Annotated in this window: 21 protein-coding genes; 12 read left to right on the top strand and 9 right to left on the bottom strand. The window is 45.7% G+C overall.

What is annotated here, in order from left to right:
• Positions 1 to 13: 13 nt before the first annotated feature.
• Positions 14 to 736, top strand: a complete 723-nt coding sequence (locus tag AC2EXB_RS16690) for an amino acid ABC transporter ATP-binding protein (protein WP_235197334.1) — start codon at positions 14 to 16, stop codon at positions 734 to 736.
• Positions 737 to 783: 47 nt separating this feature from the next.
• On the opposite strand, the gene AC2EXB_RS16685 is transcribed toward AC2EXB_RS16690, so the two are convergent.
• Positions 784 to 1,200 (bottom strand): hypothetical protein, encoded by a 417-nt coding sequence (locus AC2EXB_RS16685; RefSeq protein WP_483602410.1) that lies wholly within the window; start codon positions 1,198 to 1,200, stop codon positions 784 to 786.
• Between the two features lie 147 nt (positions 1,201 to 1,347).
• Between AC2EXB_RS16685 and AC2EXB_RS16680 the strand changes: the two genes are divergently transcribed.
• Complete coding sequence (locus AC2EXB_RS16680; protein WP_483602409.1) at positions 1,348 to 1,647, top strand: cupin domain-containing protein; 300 nt, start codon at positions 1,348 to 1,350, stop codon at positions 1,645 to 1,647.
• Between the two features lie 46 nt (positions 1,648 to 1,693).
• Here AC2EXB_RS16680 and AC2EXB_RS16675 read toward each other — a convergent pair whose 3' ends face one another.
• Both AC2EXB_RS16675 and rluF read right to left on the bottom strand, forming a co-directional pair.
• Positions 1,694 to 2,410 carry a DUF6904 family protein gene (locus tag AC2EXB_RS16675; RefSeq protein WP_483602408.1) on the bottom strand — a complete coding sequence of 239 codons (717 nt, stop codon included), beginning with the start codon at positions 2,408 to 2,410 and terminating at the stop codon, positions 1,694 to 1,696.
• Between the two features lie 11 nt (positions 2,411 to 2,421).
• Entirely contained in the window at positions 2,422 to 3,129 is a 708-nt protein-coding gene (rluF, locus tag AC2EXB_RS16670; protein ID WP_483602407.1) for a 23S rRNA pseudouridine(2604) synthase RluF, read from the bottom strand.
• A 235-nt stretch (positions 3,130 to 3,364) separates the two neighbouring features.
• On the opposite strand from rluF, the gene adh reads away from it, so the two are divergent.
• The 4 genes from adh (at position 3,365) to AC2EXB_RS16650 (ending at position 6,313) form a co-directional block, all read left to right on the top strand.
• Positions 3,365 to 4,885, top strand: coding sequence for an aldehyde dehydrogenase (gene adh, locus AC2EXB_RS16665; RefSeq protein ID WP_235197330.1), 1,521 nt, complete (start codon positions 3,365 to 3,367; stop codon positions 4,883 to 4,885).
• A 23-nt stretch (positions 4,886 to 4,908) separates the two neighbouring features.
• Entirely contained in the window at positions 4,909 to 5,271 is a 363-nt protein-coding gene (locus AC2EXB_RS16660; RefSeq protein ID WP_235197329.1) for a DUF779 domain-containing protein, read from the top strand.
• A 258-nt stretch (positions 5,272 to 5,529) separates the two neighbouring features.
• A complete protein-coding gene (locus tag AC2EXB_RS16655) occupies positions 5,530 to 5,724 on the top strand; it encodes a hypothetical protein (RefSeq protein ID WP_235197328.1) in 195 nt (64 codons plus the stop codon).
• Positions 5,717 to 6,313, top strand: coding sequence for a Fic/DOC family protein (locus tag AC2EXB_RS16650; RefSeq protein ID WP_235197327.1), 597 nt, complete (start codon positions 5,717 to 5,719; stop codon positions 6,311 to 6,313). The genes AC2EXB_RS16655 and AC2EXB_RS16650 overlap by 8 nt, the downstream gene beginning before the upstream one ends.
• A gap of 25 nt (positions 6,314 to 6,338) precedes the next feature.
• On the opposite strand, the gene AC2EXB_RS16645 is transcribed toward AC2EXB_RS16650, so the two are convergent.
• Entirely contained in the window at positions 6,339 to 7,160 is an 822-nt protein-coding gene (locus AC2EXB_RS16645) for an AAC(3) family N-acetyltransferase (protein WP_483602406.1), read from the bottom strand.
• 125 nt (positions 7,161 to 7,285) lie between these two features.
• On the opposite strand from AC2EXB_RS16645, the gene AC2EXB_RS16640 reads away from it, so the two are divergent.
• Both AC2EXB_RS16640 and AC2EXB_RS16635 read left to right on the top strand, forming a co-directional pair.
• The gene (locus AC2EXB_RS16640; RefSeq protein ID WP_235197325.1) at positions 7,286 to 7,768 is read left to right on the top strand and encodes an acyl-CoA thioesterase; all 483 of its coding nucleotides are present in this window, start codon (positions 7,286 to 7,288) and stop codon (positions 7,766 to 7,768) included.
• A gap of 279 nt (positions 7,769 to 8,047) precedes the next feature.
• Complete coding sequence (locus tag AC2EXB_RS16635; RefSeq protein WP_483602405.1) at positions 8,048 to 8,260, top strand: hypothetical protein; 213 nt, start codon at positions 8,048 to 8,050, stop codon at positions 8,258 to 8,260.
• A gap of 30 nt (positions 8,261 to 8,290) precedes the next feature.
• Here the strand turns inward: AC2EXB_RS16635 and AC2EXB_RS16630 are convergent, their stop codons facing one another.
• From AC2EXB_RS16630 to AC2EXB_RS16620, 3 genes are read right to left on the bottom strand one after another with little or no spacing between them, the layout of a single operon-like run.
• The gene (locus AC2EXB_RS16630; RefSeq protein ID WP_483602404.1) at positions 8,291 to 9,310 is read right to left on the bottom strand and encodes a YecA family protein; all 1,020 of its coding nucleotides are present in this window, start codon (positions 9,308 to 9,310) and stop codon (positions 8,291 to 8,293) included.
• 49 nt (positions 9,311 to 9,359) lie between these two features.
• Positions 9,360 to 9,884 (bottom strand): GNAT family N-acetyltransferase, encoded by a 525-nt coding sequence (locus AC2EXB_RS16625; protein ID WP_235197323.1) that lies wholly within the window; start codon positions 9,882 to 9,884, stop codon positions 9,360 to 9,362.
• Between the two features lie 12 nt (positions 9,885 to 9,896).
• Positions 9,897 to 10,799, bottom strand: coding sequence for an acetamidase/formamidase family protein (locus AC2EXB_RS16620; protein WP_483602403.1), 903 nt, complete (start codon positions 10,797 to 10,799; stop codon positions 9,897 to 9,899).
• A gap of 138 nt (positions 10,800 to 10,937) precedes the next feature.
• Here AC2EXB_RS16620 and lepB point away from each other — a divergent pair, with 138 nt between their 5' ends.
• Positions 10,938 to 11,471: a signal peptidase I gene (gene lepB, locus AC2EXB_RS16615; protein WP_483602402.1), complete on the top strand. Its 534-nt coding sequence runs from the start codon at positions 10,938 to 10,940 to the stop codon at positions 11,469 to 11,471.
• Between the two features lie 55 nt (positions 11,472 to 11,526).
• Here lepB and AC2EXB_RS16610 read toward each other — a convergent pair whose 3' ends face one another.
• Positions 11,527 to 12,690, bottom strand: coding sequence for an aminotransferase class I/II-fold pyridoxal phosphate-dependent enzyme (locus AC2EXB_RS16610; protein WP_483602401.1), 1,164 nt, complete (start codon positions 12,688 to 12,690; stop codon positions 11,527 to 11,529).
• A gap of 89 nt (positions 12,691 to 12,779) precedes the next feature.
• On the opposite strand from AC2EXB_RS16610, the gene AC2EXB_RS16605 reads away from it, so the two are divergent.
• Positions 12,780 to 13,568, top strand: coding sequence for a carbon-nitrogen family hydrolase (locus tag AC2EXB_RS16605; protein ID WP_483602400.1), 789 nt, complete (start codon positions 12,780 to 12,782; stop codon positions 13,566 to 13,568).
• Positions 13,569 to 13,607: 39 nt separating this feature from the next.
• Here AC2EXB_RS16605 and AC2EXB_RS16600 read toward each other — a convergent pair whose 3' ends face one another.
• On the bottom strand, positions 13,608 to 14,168 hold the full coding sequence (locus AC2EXB_RS16600; RefSeq protein ID WP_483602399.1) for an N-acetyltransferase family protein: 561 nt from the start codon (positions 14,166 to 14,168) through the stop codon (positions 13,608 to 13,610).
• A 170-nt stretch (positions 14,169 to 14,338) separates the two neighbouring features.
• Here AC2EXB_RS16600 and AC2EXB_RS16595 point away from each other — a divergent pair, with 170 nt between their 5' ends.
• Positions 14,339 to 15,280, top strand: a complete 942-nt coding sequence (locus AC2EXB_RS16595; protein ID WP_483602398.1) for a carbohydrate kinase family protein — start codon at positions 14,339 to 14,341, stop codon at positions 15,278 to 15,280.
• 26 nt (positions 15,281 to 15,306) lie between these two features.
• Positions 15,307 to 15,759, top strand: a complete 453-nt coding sequence (locus AC2EXB_RS16590; protein ID WP_235197317.1) for an OsmC family protein — start codon at positions 15,307 to 15,309, stop codon at positions 15,757 to 15,759.
• The last annotated feature ends 21 nt before the right edge of the window (positions 15,760 to 15,780 follow it).

Below are 15,780 nucleotides of genomic sequence, written 5' to 3'. Positions count from 1 at the left end.
GGTGGGACAAATCATGATTATCGGAGAAAACATCCATAAATCCTTCGGAGACCTGGAAGTGTTGAAAGGCATCGATCTGCAAGTGAAGCCGCAGGAAGTAGTCGTTCTTGTCGGTGTCAGTGGATCAGGAAAAAGTACGCTTCTGCGCTGCTTCAACTTCCTGGAAGAGATGAATAGCGGAAAAATTACGATCGATGGCCACACCATTAACCCGAAAAAAGATAAACTTGCGAATATCCGTGCGGAAGTCGGCATGGTATTCCAGCATTTCAACCTTTTTCCTCATAAAACCGTATTGGAAAATGTGATTGAAGCGCCACTCATCGTCAAAAAAATGGATAAGGAAAAAGCGAAGCAGCTGGGACGCGGCCTGCTTGAAAAAGTGGGGCTTGCGGATAAAGCGGAAGTCTACCCAAGCAAACTTTCCGGTGGACAGAAGCAGCGGGTCGCTATCGCCCGTGCTTTGGCTATGGAACCGAAAGTGCTGCTGTTTGATGAACCGACTTCAGCATTGGATCCGGAACTAGTGGGCGAAGTGCTGCAAGTTATGAAACAGCTGGCTGAGGAAGGCATGACGATGGTCGTCGTCACCCATGAGATGAAGTTTGCAAAAGAAGTGGCAGACCGAGTCATCATGTTGGATAAAGGCGTCATCATTGAAGATGCAGATCCAAAGACATTCTTTGAGAATCCAAAAAATGAACGGACGCGCCAGTTTATCCAGTTGGTTGAGTAAAAAACATAAAAAAGATGAATTCCGCAACAACCGGAATTCATCTTTTTTTATTCGGCAACTTCGATAACCGATGCAGAGACAAGCGGCATGCCTTCTTCCGCATCGCCTTCAAAGATGCCTTGGATGGTGACGGAATCTCCCGCTTCCACCGTTGTCTCAGCAATGTTCCGTACGAAAATCTCTTCTTCTCCGTTGCTCATGATAAAGGCAGGGAAGGCGCCGTCATCGGTTAGTTCTTCAGCGGTTCCTGAAAGAGATACCGGGTCTCCTTCCTCAATTGTTCCGTCCATCAGCGCTGAAAATTCAGTCGGTTCTGCTTCATCGACTGCTTCAGGGGCAGTAGGATCCAACTCGCCTTCCGGGGCGGCCACTTCTGTTTGGGCACTGTCCGCCGGTTCGGGGTCTTCGTTTCCGCAGGCGCCAAGCAATAAAAGAAAAGCGAAAGGAATTATCATTTTTTTCATGCGAATCACTCCTGTATAGTAGAAAAATTGTCTTATAGGAGATATACCCGTTGTGATGGCGACCTTAAACGGAGAAACGCCTGCATTGAGTTGCCGTGGATAGGGTATGGATAATGAAAGAGGGATAGAAGAAAGGAAGAGAGAGAAATGGAATTGATCGAAACACCTTACATGCTTGGAGAAAAGCAAAAGCACATCCAAAAATTAACTTCTTTCGAAAAAACGACGATCGTGAATATCCAATTGGAAAAAGATGAGATGATCTTAGAGCATGACGCAGATGCAGACGTCGTCATCATCGTGAAAAAAGGCAAAGTGACTTTCAAGGTAGAGGGGAAGAGTATCCAGCTGACGAACGAAAACATACTCCATATGAAGCCGAAGGAAAAACATAGTTTAAAAGCAGATGAAGCAAGCGATTTGATCGTGATGCAAATCAAACCGTAAGAAAAGGAGTTGTTCCAAAAGTAATTTGGAACAACTCCTTTTTGTTTTACCAAACAATTTCTTCCGGATATTCTGCTTGAAGCCGAACTTCGTGGATTGGACGTTTTTCAGGATTGGAAGCCGCCAACACTTGGTTGCGAAAAGCCGCATAATCTTTGTCTTGGGCTGCTATCTTCATCGCAATTAACGGCAGCGTCTTCTCTTTTTGGACTTTAGGCATTTCAATGTATTTCAAATTTAAAAAATCGACGTATTGGATAGCGTAATCTTCTAAAGGCGGCGCTTCCTGGAACGTTTTCAAGATTGCTTGATATTCTTCTTCCGGCACTTGGCCGTGAAGGCAATCGAGGATAAGTGCCTGGAATCGCTGAATGACCGGCAAATGAATATCCCAATCAGTAAGCTTAGCTTGCTTCCGGTGCAAGGCAGAAAATTCTTTTAAGGCAAGAGCTGCATATAATAGTTCAGGCCAAAGGATTTCGGTGGAGAAGTAGATATTCTTATCCGGAGCGATAAAACCATGCTGTTTTTTCGTATGGTCATGGAGACCGTTGAATACGGATTCGACATTCCGGTCACCTTGGGCTGCATGCCGAATTTCATAGGCGATTCCAAGGATGCGCATACGGGAGCCGGCATAATCATAGTATTTGTTTTCATCGCCAATAACATGGTAAATGGCTTTGTTCAATTCATCCAAGTCAAAATAATCCCCGCTGATTTTAACGCCTGTATGATTCGGTGTATTCATTAATGTGAGCATCCGCAAATCTCCTATCGTTTAGGTTTGTAATCCAATTCGGTGAAGAGTTCGTTTCGTTCGCTGTCGGATAGATCCCGCCATTCACCGACCGGAAGATCTCCGAGGTGAATATTCATAATCCGCACACGCTGCAGATTCCGGACTTCATAGCCTAGAGCTTGGCACATGCGCCGGATTTGCCGGTTTAATCCTTGGCGGATTGTCAGGCGGAAAGTGAATTTCGACAGTTTCTCCGCTTTTGCAGGCAATGTAACCGTGTCTAGAATCTCTACACCTTCAGCCATTTTTTTTAGGAAAGAATCCGTCACCGGCATATCAACTTTAACGATATATTCTTTTTCATGTTCATTTTCAGCGCGCAAAATTTCATTGACGATGTCCCCGTCGTTCGTCAGCAAAATCAAACCTTCGGAATCTTTATCGAGTCTGCCGACGTGGAAAATACGCAGCGGATGATTGACGAAATCGACGATATTTCCTTGAATATGCCGTTCGGTCGTACTAGTGATGCCGACCGGCTTATTCAGTGCAATATACACGTATTGCTGTTCAGGCTGCTCGATAATCTTGCCGTCTACCCGAACGACATCCCCGTCTTCTACTTTGCTGCCAAGTTCCGCCGTCTTATCGTTTATCGTAACGCGCCCGGCTTCGATGAATTTATCGGCGCCGCGGCGGGAGGTGATGCCAGTTTCACTCAAAAATTTATTAATTCGCATATAAAAAAATCCCTTCACTTCCATATTTCTTTCTATTTTTTCATTATACCCTCTATTTAATCCAAACAAAACGATGTGCTAAAAACAGCGCACAATAAAATAAAAGCGCTCGCAGTTGCAATTTTTGAATTTTTTTGACAATATAGAAGTATCGCCGCTTCTTTTATACGTTCAAATGAAGTTAGAAATGAAAGCGTATACAAAACGGCAAAAACAGTCAAAGGGAGGAATAGGAATGGTTTACGCAATGCCTAATACAGCAGATTCTAAAGTTACATTTAAAGAGAGATATAACAATTATATCGGAGGTGAATGGAAAGCTCCCATAAATGGGCAGTACTTCGATAATGTATCGCCGGTTAACGGCAAGAAGTTCACGGAAATCGCACGGTCGACAGCGGAGGATGTGGAAGCTGCCTTGGATGCAGCTCATGCTGCAAAAGAGGCTTGGGGTAAAACATCTACAACGGAACGTTCCAATATCTTATTGAAAATTGCTGACCGCATGGAGCAGAACTTGGAAATGCTGGCCGTTGCAGAAACGTGGGATAACGGAAAAGCAGTCCGCGAAACACTGAACGCCGATTTGCCTTTAGGCATTGACCATTTCCGTTACTTCGCAGGAGCTATCCGCGCACAGGAAGGTTCACTGAGCCAAATTGACGAGGATACGGTTGCTTACCATTTCCATGAGCCGCTGGGTGTTGTCGGACAGATCATTCCTTGGAACTTCCCGCTCTTGATGGCTATCTGGAAACTGGCGCCGGCTTTAGCAGCAGGAAACTGTGTCGTGTTGAAACCGGCCGAACAGACTCCGGCAAGTATTTTAGTATGGGCAGAACTGGTTGGCGATTTGCTGCCGCCGGGTGTCTTGAATATTGTTAATGGTTTCGGTCTTGAAACAGGGAAGCCGCTTGCTTCAAGCCCACGGATTTCTAAAATAGCGTTTACAGGTGAAACTACTACTGGGCGCATGATCATGCAGTATGCTTCTCAGAATTTAATCCCTGTCACATTGGAACTCGGCGGAAAATCTCCGAATATCTTCTTCAAAGATATCATGGACCAAGACGACGCGTTCCTCGATAAAGCAATTGAGGGCTTTGTTATGTTCGCTTTGAACCAAGGGGAAGTTTGTACGTGTCCTTCGCGTGTACTGATCCAGGAAGACATTTATGACGCTTTCATGGAACGTGCGTTGAAACGGGTTGAAGCCATTAAAACAGGCAATCCGCTTGATCCGGAAACGATGATGGGTGCTCAGGCTTCAACAGAACAAATGGAAAAAATTATGTCTTACCTGGATATCGGAAAACAGGAAGGTGCTGAATTGCTGGCAGGAGGAGACCGTAATATGCTGGAAGGTGATTTAGCTGAAGGGTTCTATATCCAGCCTACCGTCTTTAAAGGAAATAACAAAATGCGTATTTTCCAGGAAGAAATTTTTGGGCCAGTCGTTTCGGTTACGACATTCAAAACAAAAGAAGAAGCATTGGAACTAGCCAATGATACGTTATACGGCCTTGGCGCCGGCATTTGGACGCGCGATACGAACACAGCGTACCGTTTCGGCCGCGGCATTCAAGCGGGACGCGTCTGGACAAATTGCTATCACCAATATCCAGCCCACGCTGCTTTTGGCGGTTACAAAATGTCCGGTTTCGGCCGCGAAAACCACTTGATGATGCTGAACCATTACCAACAGACGAAAAACATGTTAGTCAGCTACAGCGAAAACAAACAAGGATTCTTTTGATCTTAGAAAAGGAAGGGATTGCAATGGTCGAACGTGTAACGGCAACTGATGCTGCTTTGGAATTGATTGAACTGCTAAAACAGAAGCACGGGCCAGTGATGTTCCATCAATCAGGGGGCTGTTGTGACGGCAGTTCGCCGATGTGTTATCCGAAAGGCGATTTGTTTCTCGGCGATCAGGATATGCTGATGGGTGAAATCGGCGGTGCTGAATTTTATATGCATAAAAACCAATTCGACTACTGGAGCCATACGCAATTAATCATTGACGTTGTCGACGGGCGCGGCGGCATGTTTTCTCTCGAAGGAGTGGAAGGCAAGCGATTTTTGACGAGATCGAGGGCTTTCACCTCTGAAGAAACGAAAGAATTGCAAGAACAGGCATGAAAAAAGAGCCGGCATTTGCTGGCTCCTTTTTTATGCCATTTTTTAGCGAATCGTAATATCTGAAAAAAGGGCTTATCTGTTTTGTACCGGAATTTCATGAAAACATACTCGGCTTTCTATGATTTCTGACCAACTCAGCCCAGCATGATTTAGCGGTTTGCCAAGCATCGGGAAAAACCGGTTTTTCCCCGTCAAATCCAATGGCCACAATGGATTTAAGCCTTAAAAAATGGTATAATTAAAGAATGAAAGGTGGTCATGATCTTGACGAAATTAGTAAACCGGGTCTCCCATGAACAAGCCAATCAAGCAATTTCCTATGCGTCGCATTCCTTGGTTACGGAGGGATTTGAAGTGACACATGACGACAAGAATTTTGTGCGGTCGGTCTTGACGGGTGAACAGACGGAAGCTCAATTCCATCGGGCCATCAAGATGAAATTCGATGTCTAAGTATCAGCACACCTCCATGTATTGCTACCCGGATTCGGACGTATTGATTAATCTATTCGATATAACAGATGAGGAAAAGCTGAAAGAGCTGGAAAAAGTGTATACGCTTTTCCGGCTTTCCGAGCTAAAGATCAATCCGCCGAAAAATCCGGCGAATATGGATGCTTTTTTGGAAATTCATCGCTATATTCTGCAGGATGTTTATCCGTTTGCTGGAGAATTGCGAAGAGAGATGATTTCCAAAGGTTCTTCTTCTTTTGCGCATCCTCAATTTATTGAGCCTGAACTGAAGAAGATTTTTCAAGCTTTAAAAGAAGAAGATTATTTGAACAATCTGCCGCGGGAGGAATTCATTTCCCGGCTGGCTTATTATTTAGCAGAGCTGAATGCTCTTCATCCATTCCGAGAAGGCAATGGACGAACAACCCGCGAGTTTGCCCGGCAGCTTGCATTAAATGCTAGGTATCAGCTGGATTGGGAGAAGATTCCCGGCACTGCTGAAATTATCAATGCGTTTGTGGACTCCTTTAATGCCAATAACGATAAACTTGAAAGCATATTGGATGAAATCATTTCAGTTCAAGCGTAAAGCCGGTCCGCAAAATGGACCGGCTTTACGCTTGCGGCGTTTCAGGCGGAGCAGGATGTTCCCGGAGCCACTTGATGCCAAATTCGATGAGCGGCTGCATATCGGCAATTTTCACCGCTGCTTGGCCAAGTGTGCCTTCCTGAATTCGGCCAGGGTAATCTTTTACGAGCTCCGGAAAGCGATCAGAGTCCATGTCTACGCAGTCATAGCTGCGCCAGACGCGCTTTCCATTTTCTAATAAGGCAGCACCTTGAGGCGAAGTGGTGCGATTTTCTTGCATGAATTCTGCATAATGCAAAGCGGTGCAAGAATCAAAGCCTGTGCCGATCAAGAGAATCTTAACGGGTTCTTTCAGCATTTTTTCAAGCGGCGACCCAACGCCAAAAGATTCTTCCAGCGGCTGTTCACGCATCCACTCAGAGGCCTTGCTGCCCCAGGCGATAAAGGAATGCGAAGGGTGGGGGCTGCGAATCGTGCCCGGATGGCGGTGGAAGCATTCCGCAATTTTGCCCATGCCGCGCATTTCACTTAAAAAAGGATCGAATGCCGGCAAATTTTCCCGGATTGGCTGATGCCAGTTCTCAGGAACTGGGGGGTTCATCCAATAGACGGGATCTGAGTTGTCCGTAGACTGCGAAGGCATCGCTACTGTGCCGTCAGCTGTAATGGTCTCTACTAACGCTTCTACAACCGCCTGTGCGCCTCCAGCAATCCATCCCATGGATTTAAGCGAGGAATGGACCATAACATGGTCTCCTGCCCCAATCCCTAGCGTATGCAATTGTTTTTTTAATGTGTCTTTTGATTGGAATTCAGGTGTGTTTAAAATATTCAATAATTCACTCATTTTTATTCCCCCTCATTTTCACTATAGCATAATCGTGAAACTTGCTGTTTTGCTTTCAGCGCGCTAGCATTGAGAAGGGAATTCAATCAGATCTACCGATAGAATCATCGAAAGGAATGTAGAAAATGGAAGCAAAACCAATGAAAGAATCAAGAACGATCCAAACGAAGCTGGTATTGCCGCCGGATACGAATCATATGGATTCGATCTTTGGAGGAAAAGTATTAGCCTATATTGATGAAATTGCGGGAATCGCAGCGATGAAGCATTCGAGCCGCCAAGTGGTCGTTACAGCTTCAATTGACTCTGTCGACTTTTTATCTTCTGCCCATGTTGGAGATGTATTGGAATTGGAAGCCAATGTGACTTCTACTGGACGGACTTCTATGGAAGTATATGTCCGTGTTAAATCACAGAATTTGCAGACTGGCGAGGAAAAACTGACGACCGAATCGTTCCTGACTTTAGTAGCCATGGGCGATGATGGAAAACCGACTCCAGTACCGGCTGTCATTCCGGAATCTGAAGGCGAGAAGCTTTTCTTTGAAACGGCTCCTGCTCGAAGAGAATACCGGAAAATGCGTGCTAAAACACCAAAAACCCAATGAAAAAAGTGCTCCGAGTGTTCTCGGAGCACTTTTTTTTCATGTATGTGAGAAGATTTCTTCTTTCCTATGCTCACTTATCCACATGTGCATAAGTGAAAAAAATAGAGTTATTCCACAAAAAAACTGTATAACTTTTCAGAAATGTGTATAAGATCCTTTTTTTTGCCGAAATATCAGGATTTTATCCGGTTTTGTTCGATTTCCCTAAAGTTATCAACAAAGGTGAATTCTTCAATCCGTTGAAGGGTATGTAGAGAGAATTGCAAAGGAGGACGGAAAATGCAAATCGTATTGAAAATCCTAAAAGCCTTAGGTTTAATCATTTTTGCGTTGGGAATTTTAGGTTCGATGGCGACAACGTTGAATTTCCTGTTTCAGTTCACCGAGAGTTCTTGGTTGGGTATTCGTTTTTTGAGGCTGTATTTATTTTTAACGGTTATTGGCATACTTATTTATATATTGATCCGGTTTCGGAGAAAGCCTGGAGAATGAAAAAAGCAGCCGAGGCTGCTTTTTTACTGTTTATTTTTTTGCTAATAATTCTTCGAAATAAGCACCGAATTCTTTTGAACGTTTTAGGATAGTGCTTGAAGAAACACCGAATTTCTCGCTAAGGTCCTTAGGAGCAAGCATCGGTCCATCGATCAATTCGTGATCCTGAAGGAATCTCCAGTAACCGGCAACCAAGGCTTCCGGTTTTTGGACCGTCGGCTGCTGGCTAACCAAGTAGCTGTTCAAAATGCTCGTCACGTTATCGACAGTTTCTTTATCGAATTCCGCTTGAGCGATATGGCTGCGAAGTCCAGCCATAACCGATTCATGTTCTGGTGAAAGTTCAATGCTTTCTTCAACTGTCCCAGTTGAATATTTAACGATATGTTCCACTACAGTCAGGTAATTATCTGTAATGTACTGGGTTCCGTCGCTAGCATTGGCAGTGTCCATCGCTGCTTTCAATTGTTCAAAGAAAGGAGCAAATTCGCCAACGACTGTCAAATAGCCGTTAAGGAACAAGGCGCCATTTTCGCCAATGCGCGCATCTGGAAGCAAGATAGCAAGCAAGCCTTGTCCATCTTCCATATCCGTTGGAGGCTGATCAGTCATTTGATAAAGCTCTCCTGTGAACGCATCTTTAAATTGGGCAGATTGTTCATTGCCTTGAATGTATTGGCCAAGGAATACGCGGACGTCTTTCCAGTTTTGAAGAACTTCTTTCGTCGTTGGGCGTTGCGCAAGCTCAATTTGCTTCATCAAGAAATCTTCCCAAAGTTCGGGTTTCTGCATGAACAAGAAGTTCTCGATTACAAAAGCCTGAGCATCGTTTTCTGCCATCGATTCCATTAACCGGGGCTGCCATTCCTGCTGAAGCTGACGGAAAGCCGGTAATTGTTCCTGATTCGGATTTTCCGAAAAGAACTGTTGGCGTACTTTGAATAATTCTTCGTTCACCAAATCATTAATTGAAACGGATTGTTGTTTTCCGTGACATTTTTTATATTTTTTGCCGCTGCCGCATGGGCACGGGTCATTTCTTCCTACCATTCTAATCACCTACATTTTTTCTTGAGTGTAACACAAAATGGCGTTCCACTCAAAAGTCGGAAGGTTCTGACGCCAATTTGCCGTATAAATACATATCGAATCGCTTGCCGTCGCGCTGTAGAAATTCGCGGAAAACGCCTTCTTTTTGGAAGCCTAATTTCTCATAGATTGCAATCGCGGGTTTATTGTATTCAAATACAGTAAGCTGCAAGCGATGCAGATTCAATTCATTCCAAGCGTAATTCAGCAGCAGCTTCATCGCTTCGGTGCCGCAGCCGCTGCCTTGATAATCAGAACCAAGAGCGATTGACAGCCAGCCGACACGATGCGGCCATTCAATATCTTCAATTGCGCATACGCCCATGAAGTTCTCGTTTTCAAGCGGGCGGATAGCGAAGCGGAAATCCCGATTGGAATTTTCATGAAGCCATTCCTCTGCTTGTTTTTCCGGAATTTCGCGGATTGGTGAGGAATTATAATTGCGGCCGAACCCCGCTTCGCTGTTCCATTTCCTGTACTCAGGCAAATCTTCAGCCCGCATGGCGGTCAAGCGGATTTTTTCACCGATAAACATAAAAATTCTCCTTTAAGCAAATAATTTTATTTGGAATGAATCAAGAATGTGCTGCGGCACAAAGAAACGGACAGTCACAAGCGGATCAACGACTTGGCTGATTTGTGTTTCTCCAGCTGCGCTCATTAACATGGTCATTTCACTGACGCTCAAATCGGTATAAGGCAAAAGCAAGTCAATGGTTTCTTCGACGGCGATTTTCACCGCTTCGTCCAGTGTCATTGCTGATACAAGAAGTGCAAGGCCATCTTCATTTTGAAGAATTGGGTAATTGGGATGCACGCCTTTGATCAAGTCGAAAGTGACAGTCGCCCGTCCAGGCACTTCAATACCGGAAACACTGACTTCTCCGTCACCCATTGCAGCATGGAAATCCCCAAGTGCAAAAAGGGCGCCATCGGTGAAAACAGGGAAGTAAAGAGTTGCACCTTTTGTAATCAGTTTGGTATCCATATTGCCGCCGTGCGCACCAGGCGTTCCGCAAGAAACGGGTTTGCCTTCCGGTGCAACGCCGATTACGCCGATCATCGGATTCAGCGGCAATTGAACGCGGTCGTTAAATACGGCTTGTCCATTGTGGATCGGAATGATTTTAGCTTCCATTTTCTCAAAGCGATGGCCCATTACGCCGAGTTCTGGACCCGTGACCATAACGCCTTGGTCCCCAATTTCCAAATCATCGATTGTCACTTTCAGCAAGTCGCCGAATTGCGCTCCCTCAATGAAGATAGGACCGGTGGCAGGGTTGATGGCATTCCAATCAATAGCAGCCACTTCCTGGTCTTCGGATTGAATCTGATTTTTAAAGCAGTCATAAGTTTCAATCGCTACCGTTTCTCCCGGTTGAACGCGAAGCACGGGGGCGTTTAATTGAGAAAAGCTGTAAATGACATCTTGAGTCGATAAAGTTTTCATGGCAGCTACTCCTTTTTTATAATATTTACACAATTGTAGCAAGACAAAGCCTCAATAGCAAAAGCCTACAAGCTGAAGTGCATAGCGGAAAAGTCTGTAGTAAGATACAATTACATCAATTTTTAAGGAGGGATTCCAGTGGTGCCTTATTCAGTGGAGACATTGACCGCATGGATGAAAATCATTTTTTTAACGGCGCTGATTGTCCTGGTGTCCCGTGAGTTTTTGTTCGAACCGGTTTCGGTCCATGGCCATTCCATGATGCCGACATTTGAAGAAGATGATAAAGTCCTCCTGGCTAAAATAAGCGGAATCGATCATTTCGATTTGATCGTGTTTCAAGCTGCAGACGATAAAAACTTGATTAAACGTGTGATCGGATTGCCCGGTGATCGGGTGGAGATGCGCGATGATCAATTGTATTTAAATGGAGAAGCGGTGGAAGAGCCGTACTTGGAAGAAAATCGGGAATGGGCAAAGCTTCATGGATTTCCATTTCTGACGAACAATTTCGGGGAGTTCCTGGTGCCGACAGGCTGTTATTTTGTGCTTGGGGATAATCGCTTGAACAGTGTGGATTCGAGGACGATCGGCTTCATTTTAGAGGACGCTGTTATCGGTGAAGCAAAGCTCCGCATTTCGCCATTCAAACATTTCGGTTTATTAAAATAATTAAATACGAAAAAGCCCCGGATCCACTCATCCGGGGCTTTTTCGTATTTACGTATTAAAATAGGTTTAATTTTTCAATCCGTTGGATGGCTTCGACAATCCGGACTTCCGGAACCAGCAAACCGACCCGGACATAGCCTTCACCGCTTTCACCGAAGCCGCTTCCTGCCGCTACCGAAATATCGGCGTTCGCCAGTAAATAATCTGCGAATTCGACGCTGGTGAACCCATCCGGGACAGGGAGCCAGGCAAAGAAAGAACCTTTTGGCGCTTCCGTCTTCCAGCCGATGCGGGAGCATTCCCGTTCAAGTACCGATCGGCGACTTTCATAAGTTTCAAGCAGCTCCGCCACACATTGCTGGTTGCCGGTAAGGGCTTCTGCAGCAGCGAGCTGAAGTGCAGGCGATTGTCCGGCAAAGAAATGATCCTGGATCAAATTGAGTGCTTCGATGATTTTGGAATTGCCGACAGCAAATCCGATGCGCCAACCGGCCATATTATAAGTTTTTGACAAGGTATACATTTCCACCCCGATTTCTTTTGCTCCTTCTGACTGCAAGAAACTTGGCGGCTTTACACCATCGTACCCGATAGCTCCATAGGCGAAATCGTGGACGACGGCCAGCTGGTTCGCTTTTGCAAATTCCACTGTTCCATCGAAAAAGGCACGGTCTGCAACTGCTCCGGTCGGGTTATTGGGGTAATTCAAATACATGAGCTTCGCTTGTTCGATTACCGAATCAGGAATTTCCTCAAAGTCAGGCAAATACCGGTTTTCGGCTTTTAACGGCATCGTTTCAAACTGCGCATCAGCTAAAGGCACACCCGAAAGATAATCCGGGTAGCCTGGATCTGGAAGCAGCATCAAGTCATCTGCATTTAAAAAGGCGAGCGGCAATTCCACCAGGCCGATTTTTGTGCCGCCGAGAATGGCTACTTCCAAATCGGGGTCAATGTCGACATCGTATTCGCGTTTGTAGAAATCAGCAGCGGCTTGGCGCAGTTCGCGGATTCCGCGGAAGGGAGCGTATTTATGATTTTTGGGGTCCGCTACGGCTTCCTGCATCGCCTTAATAATATGGGAAGGTGTGGGCTGGTCTGGATTTCCTTGGCCTAAATTGATGACGTCGCGGCCTTCTGAAATTGCCATGCTGGTTTCGGCAGCCAATTTTGAAAAGAATTGCTGCGGCAATTGCTGCAGCCTGTTGGAAAATTCCATGGGTAGGCCCTCCTTATTTTCTAAATAATTGCACATCTACTCCAAATCTTATAGAGTTGAAGATAAATTGTCTACTGGAGGAGAAGAATATGAAGCTTGCATGTATACAGATGGATATCGCTTTTGGCGATCCTGAAGCGAACTTCCAAAAAGTCAGGGGCTATCTGGAAGAGGCAGCGGCGAATGGAGCAGATACAATAGTTTTGCCGGAAATGTGGAACACAGGCTATGCGCTGACAGAACTCGAGGCGCTGGCTGATGGCACAAAGCGTACGGAAAAATTTCTCGCAGATTTTGCAAAAAAACACAAAGTGAATATTGTAGGAGGATCTGTTTCGACTCAAAAAGGACAGGGATTTTACAACACGATGTATGTGGCTGATAAAGCAGGGGAAGTAGTGGCGGAATACGATAAAGCCCATCGCTTCGGATTGATGGACGAACATATCCATTTAGAAGAAGGAGAGGCGCTCGGTATTTTCTCTTTGGAAGAAACACAGTGCGGCGGCGTCATCTGCTACGATATCCGTTTTCCGGAATGGATCCGGGCACTCGCACTTAACGGAGCGAAAGTGATCTTCGTGCCGGCGGAATGGCCGTTGGCACGTATCGATCATTGGCGAATTTTGCTGCAGGCAAGAGCGATTGAAAACCAGTGCTTTATCGTCGCAGTTAATCGCATCGGAAAAGACCCGAAAAATGAATTCGGCGGCAGTACGATGATTATTGCTCCATGGGGGGAAATCCGTTTGGATATGGCGATGCAAGAAGGCATTGGCTATGAAGAAATCGATTTAAGCGAAGTGGAAGAGGTCAGAAAGCGCATCCCGGTCTTTGAAGACCGCCGCGAACCCCTATACGAAAAGTATAAATTATAAAACGAAGAGCCGCCTTGTGAAAAGGCGGCTCTTCGATGCTTAGATGGTTTTCACCATGTGATGGAAAGGTTCACCGATAATGGTCCAAGGTTCAGTGATGGCAAAACCGAGGCGATGGTACAAACGGATTGCGCCTTCTTTTTCAAGGTCGACGTTGAGGGCAAGTTTTCCGCCGCCATTTTCTGCGACGATCGTTTCGGCATACTCGAATAGCAGGCTGCCGATTCCTTGTCCTTGAAAAGCAGGATCGACGGATACGGTATCGATATACCATTCGTCTAAATGGGCTTCGGGCTCGATGGTGCGCGCATGTCCTTCTTGTTTAAGCTGGTCGATCAAATAGCGGTCTAATGCTTCCGCGTCTTTTCCGTGATAAAGGACCAAAATCCCGGCAATCGACTGATCCACTTCCGCTATATAAGTAAATCGATGGCTATGCCGCGTATGTTCTCCTTCAATCATGGCTTGGAGTTTCTGTAAAATTTTCTCGGGTTGGTTTTCCGCTGTCATATGATCGGCGATTTCGCCGATGGCATTAACGATGAGCGGGGCAACGGCTTGACTGTCGTCTGGCCTCGCTTGCCGAATTTGGAAATTCATAAAATCGCTCCTTTTACTTGCTATCTGGCTGCTATGCTTGAAATAATAGAGAGAGTGCATATTCGTTTATTCATGCACTTATTCTACTGGCATTTCATCCAGTATATCGGAAAAAATATTTTTATGGAAAGCGGCTGAATTGAGCCGCGATTATCAGGAGGCACAGCTACATGGGAAATACGAAGCACGTCCTTGTTTATGGGGATGCTTTTGTTGATTATATTGCACAGACGATCGAGAACAATTCTTTCAACCGGCATTTAGGAGGCGCTACCGTCAATGTAGCTGCCGGCGTCAGCCGACTCGGCATCCCTTCGGCATTTATCACCATTTCTGGGGATGATGAAACTTCTGCTTTTGTCAGAGAGGAATTGGAAAGAGAAGGCGTCAATTTAACTTACTCGGTTTTATTGCCGGAAAAGCGGGTTAGTGGGGTTTACGTGCATCTGACGCCTGAGTTTGACCGCATATTCGCCAAGTATGAAAATGACACGCCGGATCTTCAAGTGATGAAAGCCGACTTGCAGGAAGAAGCTTTTGAAAATGCCAGTGTCTTTCATATTTGCTCTGGCACAACTTTCCATCCGGATGCTTTGTCTACCACATTGCAAGCGATGAGTATGGCGAAAAAACATGGGGCGCTTTTTTCGTTCGATGTCAACATCCGGCCGCTGCGCTGGGAAAGCGAAAAGCAATGTCGAGAAACGGTAAAAGGGTTTTTGCCGTCTGTTGATGTATTGAAGCTTGCTAAAGAAGAGGCGATTTTCTTGATGGAAACGGCGACTTGGGAAGAAGGCGTTGACCGCCTTTCTGAGTTCCAGATTCCTTTGGTTTTTGTGACCGACGGGGAGAACGGAACCTATGCCGTCTTTGAAGGGGAGGTTCTTCACATCCCGGTCGTGCCGGTGAAGCCGGTCGATACAACAGGAGCGGGAGACGCATTTATGGCGGGAATTCTGCGCCATATCCATTTGAACGGCTTGCCTGTGACGCGTGAAGAAGTCATGGAATGCGCTCATTTTGGCAATAAACTCGGTGCCATCTGTACGACAAAACCGGGTGCTTTGACCGCTCTTCCGCGGCTCGAAGAGTTGGATGGGTTTTTTGATTGAGTGATTTAAGCAAAGGAGAGATGGGAATGGCAAAGCATCGTTTTCATTTAACAGCGAATTGGCCAGGATTACGGAATGATTCTGGAGAAATTGAAGCAGGCAATCTAAAGACGAAAATCTCGATTCCGCCTGAGATGGACGGCCCTGGAATCGGTACGAATCCGGATGAAATGCTCCTCGGTGCAGCTGCAACTTGCTACATCATCACTTTGGCGGCAATGATGGAGCGCAGCAAACTGGAAAAAGAATCATTGACGATGGAAGCGGAAGGGATTGTCGATGTGACGAATGGTGTATTCACGTATGAACGCATCATTCATCGTCCCCATGTCGTATTGAAACAGGACGCTTCAGAAAAAGATGTATCATTAGCTAAAAAGCTCGCCGAAAAAGCAGAGTCGTCTTGCATGATCAGCCGGGCGATCAAAGGCAATGTAGAAATCGAATTGCAGCCTACGATTGTTTTGGCAACTCAATGAAAAGGCAAAAGCCGACGGGAA

The organism is Planococcus alkaliphilus, assembly GCF_057031095.1.
This window is presented reverse-complemented; position numbering and strand designations above follow the sequence as displayed.

What these genes read in the sequence shown, in the direction of transcription:
- AC2EXB_RS16620 (WP_483602403.1), bottom strand. Translation starts at nt 10,799, where the DNA reads ATGAAAACTTTATCGACTCAAGATGTCATTTACAGCTTTTCTCAATTA.
- AC2EXB_RS16590 (WP_235197317.1), top strand. Translation starts at nt 15,307, where the DNA reads ATGGCAAAGCATCGTTTTCATTTAACAGCGAATTGGCCAGGATTACGG.
- adh (WP_235197330.1), top strand. Translation starts at nt 3,365, where the DNA reads ATGGTTTACGCAATGCCTAATACAGCAGATTCTAAAGTTACATTTAAA.
- AC2EXB_RS16610 (WP_483602401.1), bottom strand. Translation starts at nt 12,690, where the DNA reads ATGGAATTTTCCAACAGGCTGCAGCAATTGCCGCAGCAATTCTTTTCA.
- AC2EXB_RS16685 (WP_483602410.1), bottom strand. Translation starts at nt 1,200, where the DNA reads ATGAAAAAAATGATAATTCCTTTCGCTTTTCTTTTATTGCTTGGCGCC.
- AC2EXB_RS16660 (WP_235197329.1), top strand. Translation starts at nt 4,909, where the DNA reads ATGGTCGAACGTGTAACGGCAACTGATGCTGCTTTGGAATTGATTGAA.
- AC2EXB_RS16630 (WP_483602404.1), bottom strand. Translation starts at nt 9,310, where the DNA reads ATGGTAGGAAGAAATGACCCGTGCCCATGCGGCAGCGGCAAAAAATAT.
- AC2EXB_RS16600 (WP_483602399.1), bottom strand. Translation starts at nt 14,168, where the DNA reads ATGAATTTCCAAATTCGGCAAGCGAGGCCAGACGACAGTCAAGCCGTT.
- AC2EXB_RS16605 (WP_483602400.1), top strand. Translation starts at nt 12,780, where the DNA reads ATGAAGCTTGCATGTATACAGATGGATATCGCTTTTGGCGATCCTGAA.
- AC2EXB_RS16655 (WP_235197328.1), top strand. Translation starts at nt 5,530, where the DNA reads ATGATCTTGACGAAATTAGTAAACCGGGTCTCCCATGAACAAGCCAAT.
- AC2EXB_RS16625 (WP_235197323.1), bottom strand. Translation starts at nt 9,884, where the DNA reads ATGTTTATCGGTGAAAAAATCCGCTTGACCGCCATGCGGGCTGAAGAT.
- rluF (WP_483602407.1), bottom strand. Translation starts at nt 3,129, where the DNA reads ATGCGAATTAATAAATTTTTGAGTGAAACTGGCATCACCTCCCGCCGC.
- AC2EXB_RS16595 (WP_483602398.1), top strand. Translation starts at nt 14,339, where the DNA reads ATGGGAAATACGAAGCACGTCCTTGTTTATGGGGATGCTTTTGTTGAT.
- AC2EXB_RS16690 (WP_235197334.1), top strand. Translation starts at nt 14, where the DNA reads ATGATTATCGGAGAAAACATCCATAAATCCTTCGGAGACCTGGAAGTG.
- AC2EXB_RS16645 (WP_483602406.1), bottom strand. Translation starts at nt 7,160, where the DNA reads ATGAGTGAATTATTGAATATTTTAAACACACCTGAATTCCAATCAAAA.
- AC2EXB_RS16640 (WP_235197325.1), top strand. Translation starts at nt 7,286, where the DNA reads ATGGAAGCAAAACCAATGAAAGAATCAAGAACGATCCAAACGAAGCTG.
- AC2EXB_RS16650 (WP_235197327.1), top strand. Translation starts at nt 5,717, where the DNA reads ATGTCTAAGTATCAGCACACCTCCATGTATTGCTACCCGGATTCGGAC.
- AC2EXB_RS16675 (WP_483602408.1), bottom strand. Translation starts at nt 2,410, where the DNA reads ATGCTCACATTAATGAATACACCGAATCATACAGGCGTTAAAATCAGC.
- AC2EXB_RS16680 (WP_483602409.1), top strand. Translation starts at nt 1,348, where the DNA reads ATGGAATTGATCGAAACACCTTACATGCTTGGAGAAAAGCAAAAGCAC.
- AC2EXB_RS16635 (WP_483602405.1), top strand. Translation starts at nt 8,048, where the DNA reads ATGCAAATCGTATTGAAAATCCTAAAAGCCTTAGGTTTAATCATTTTT.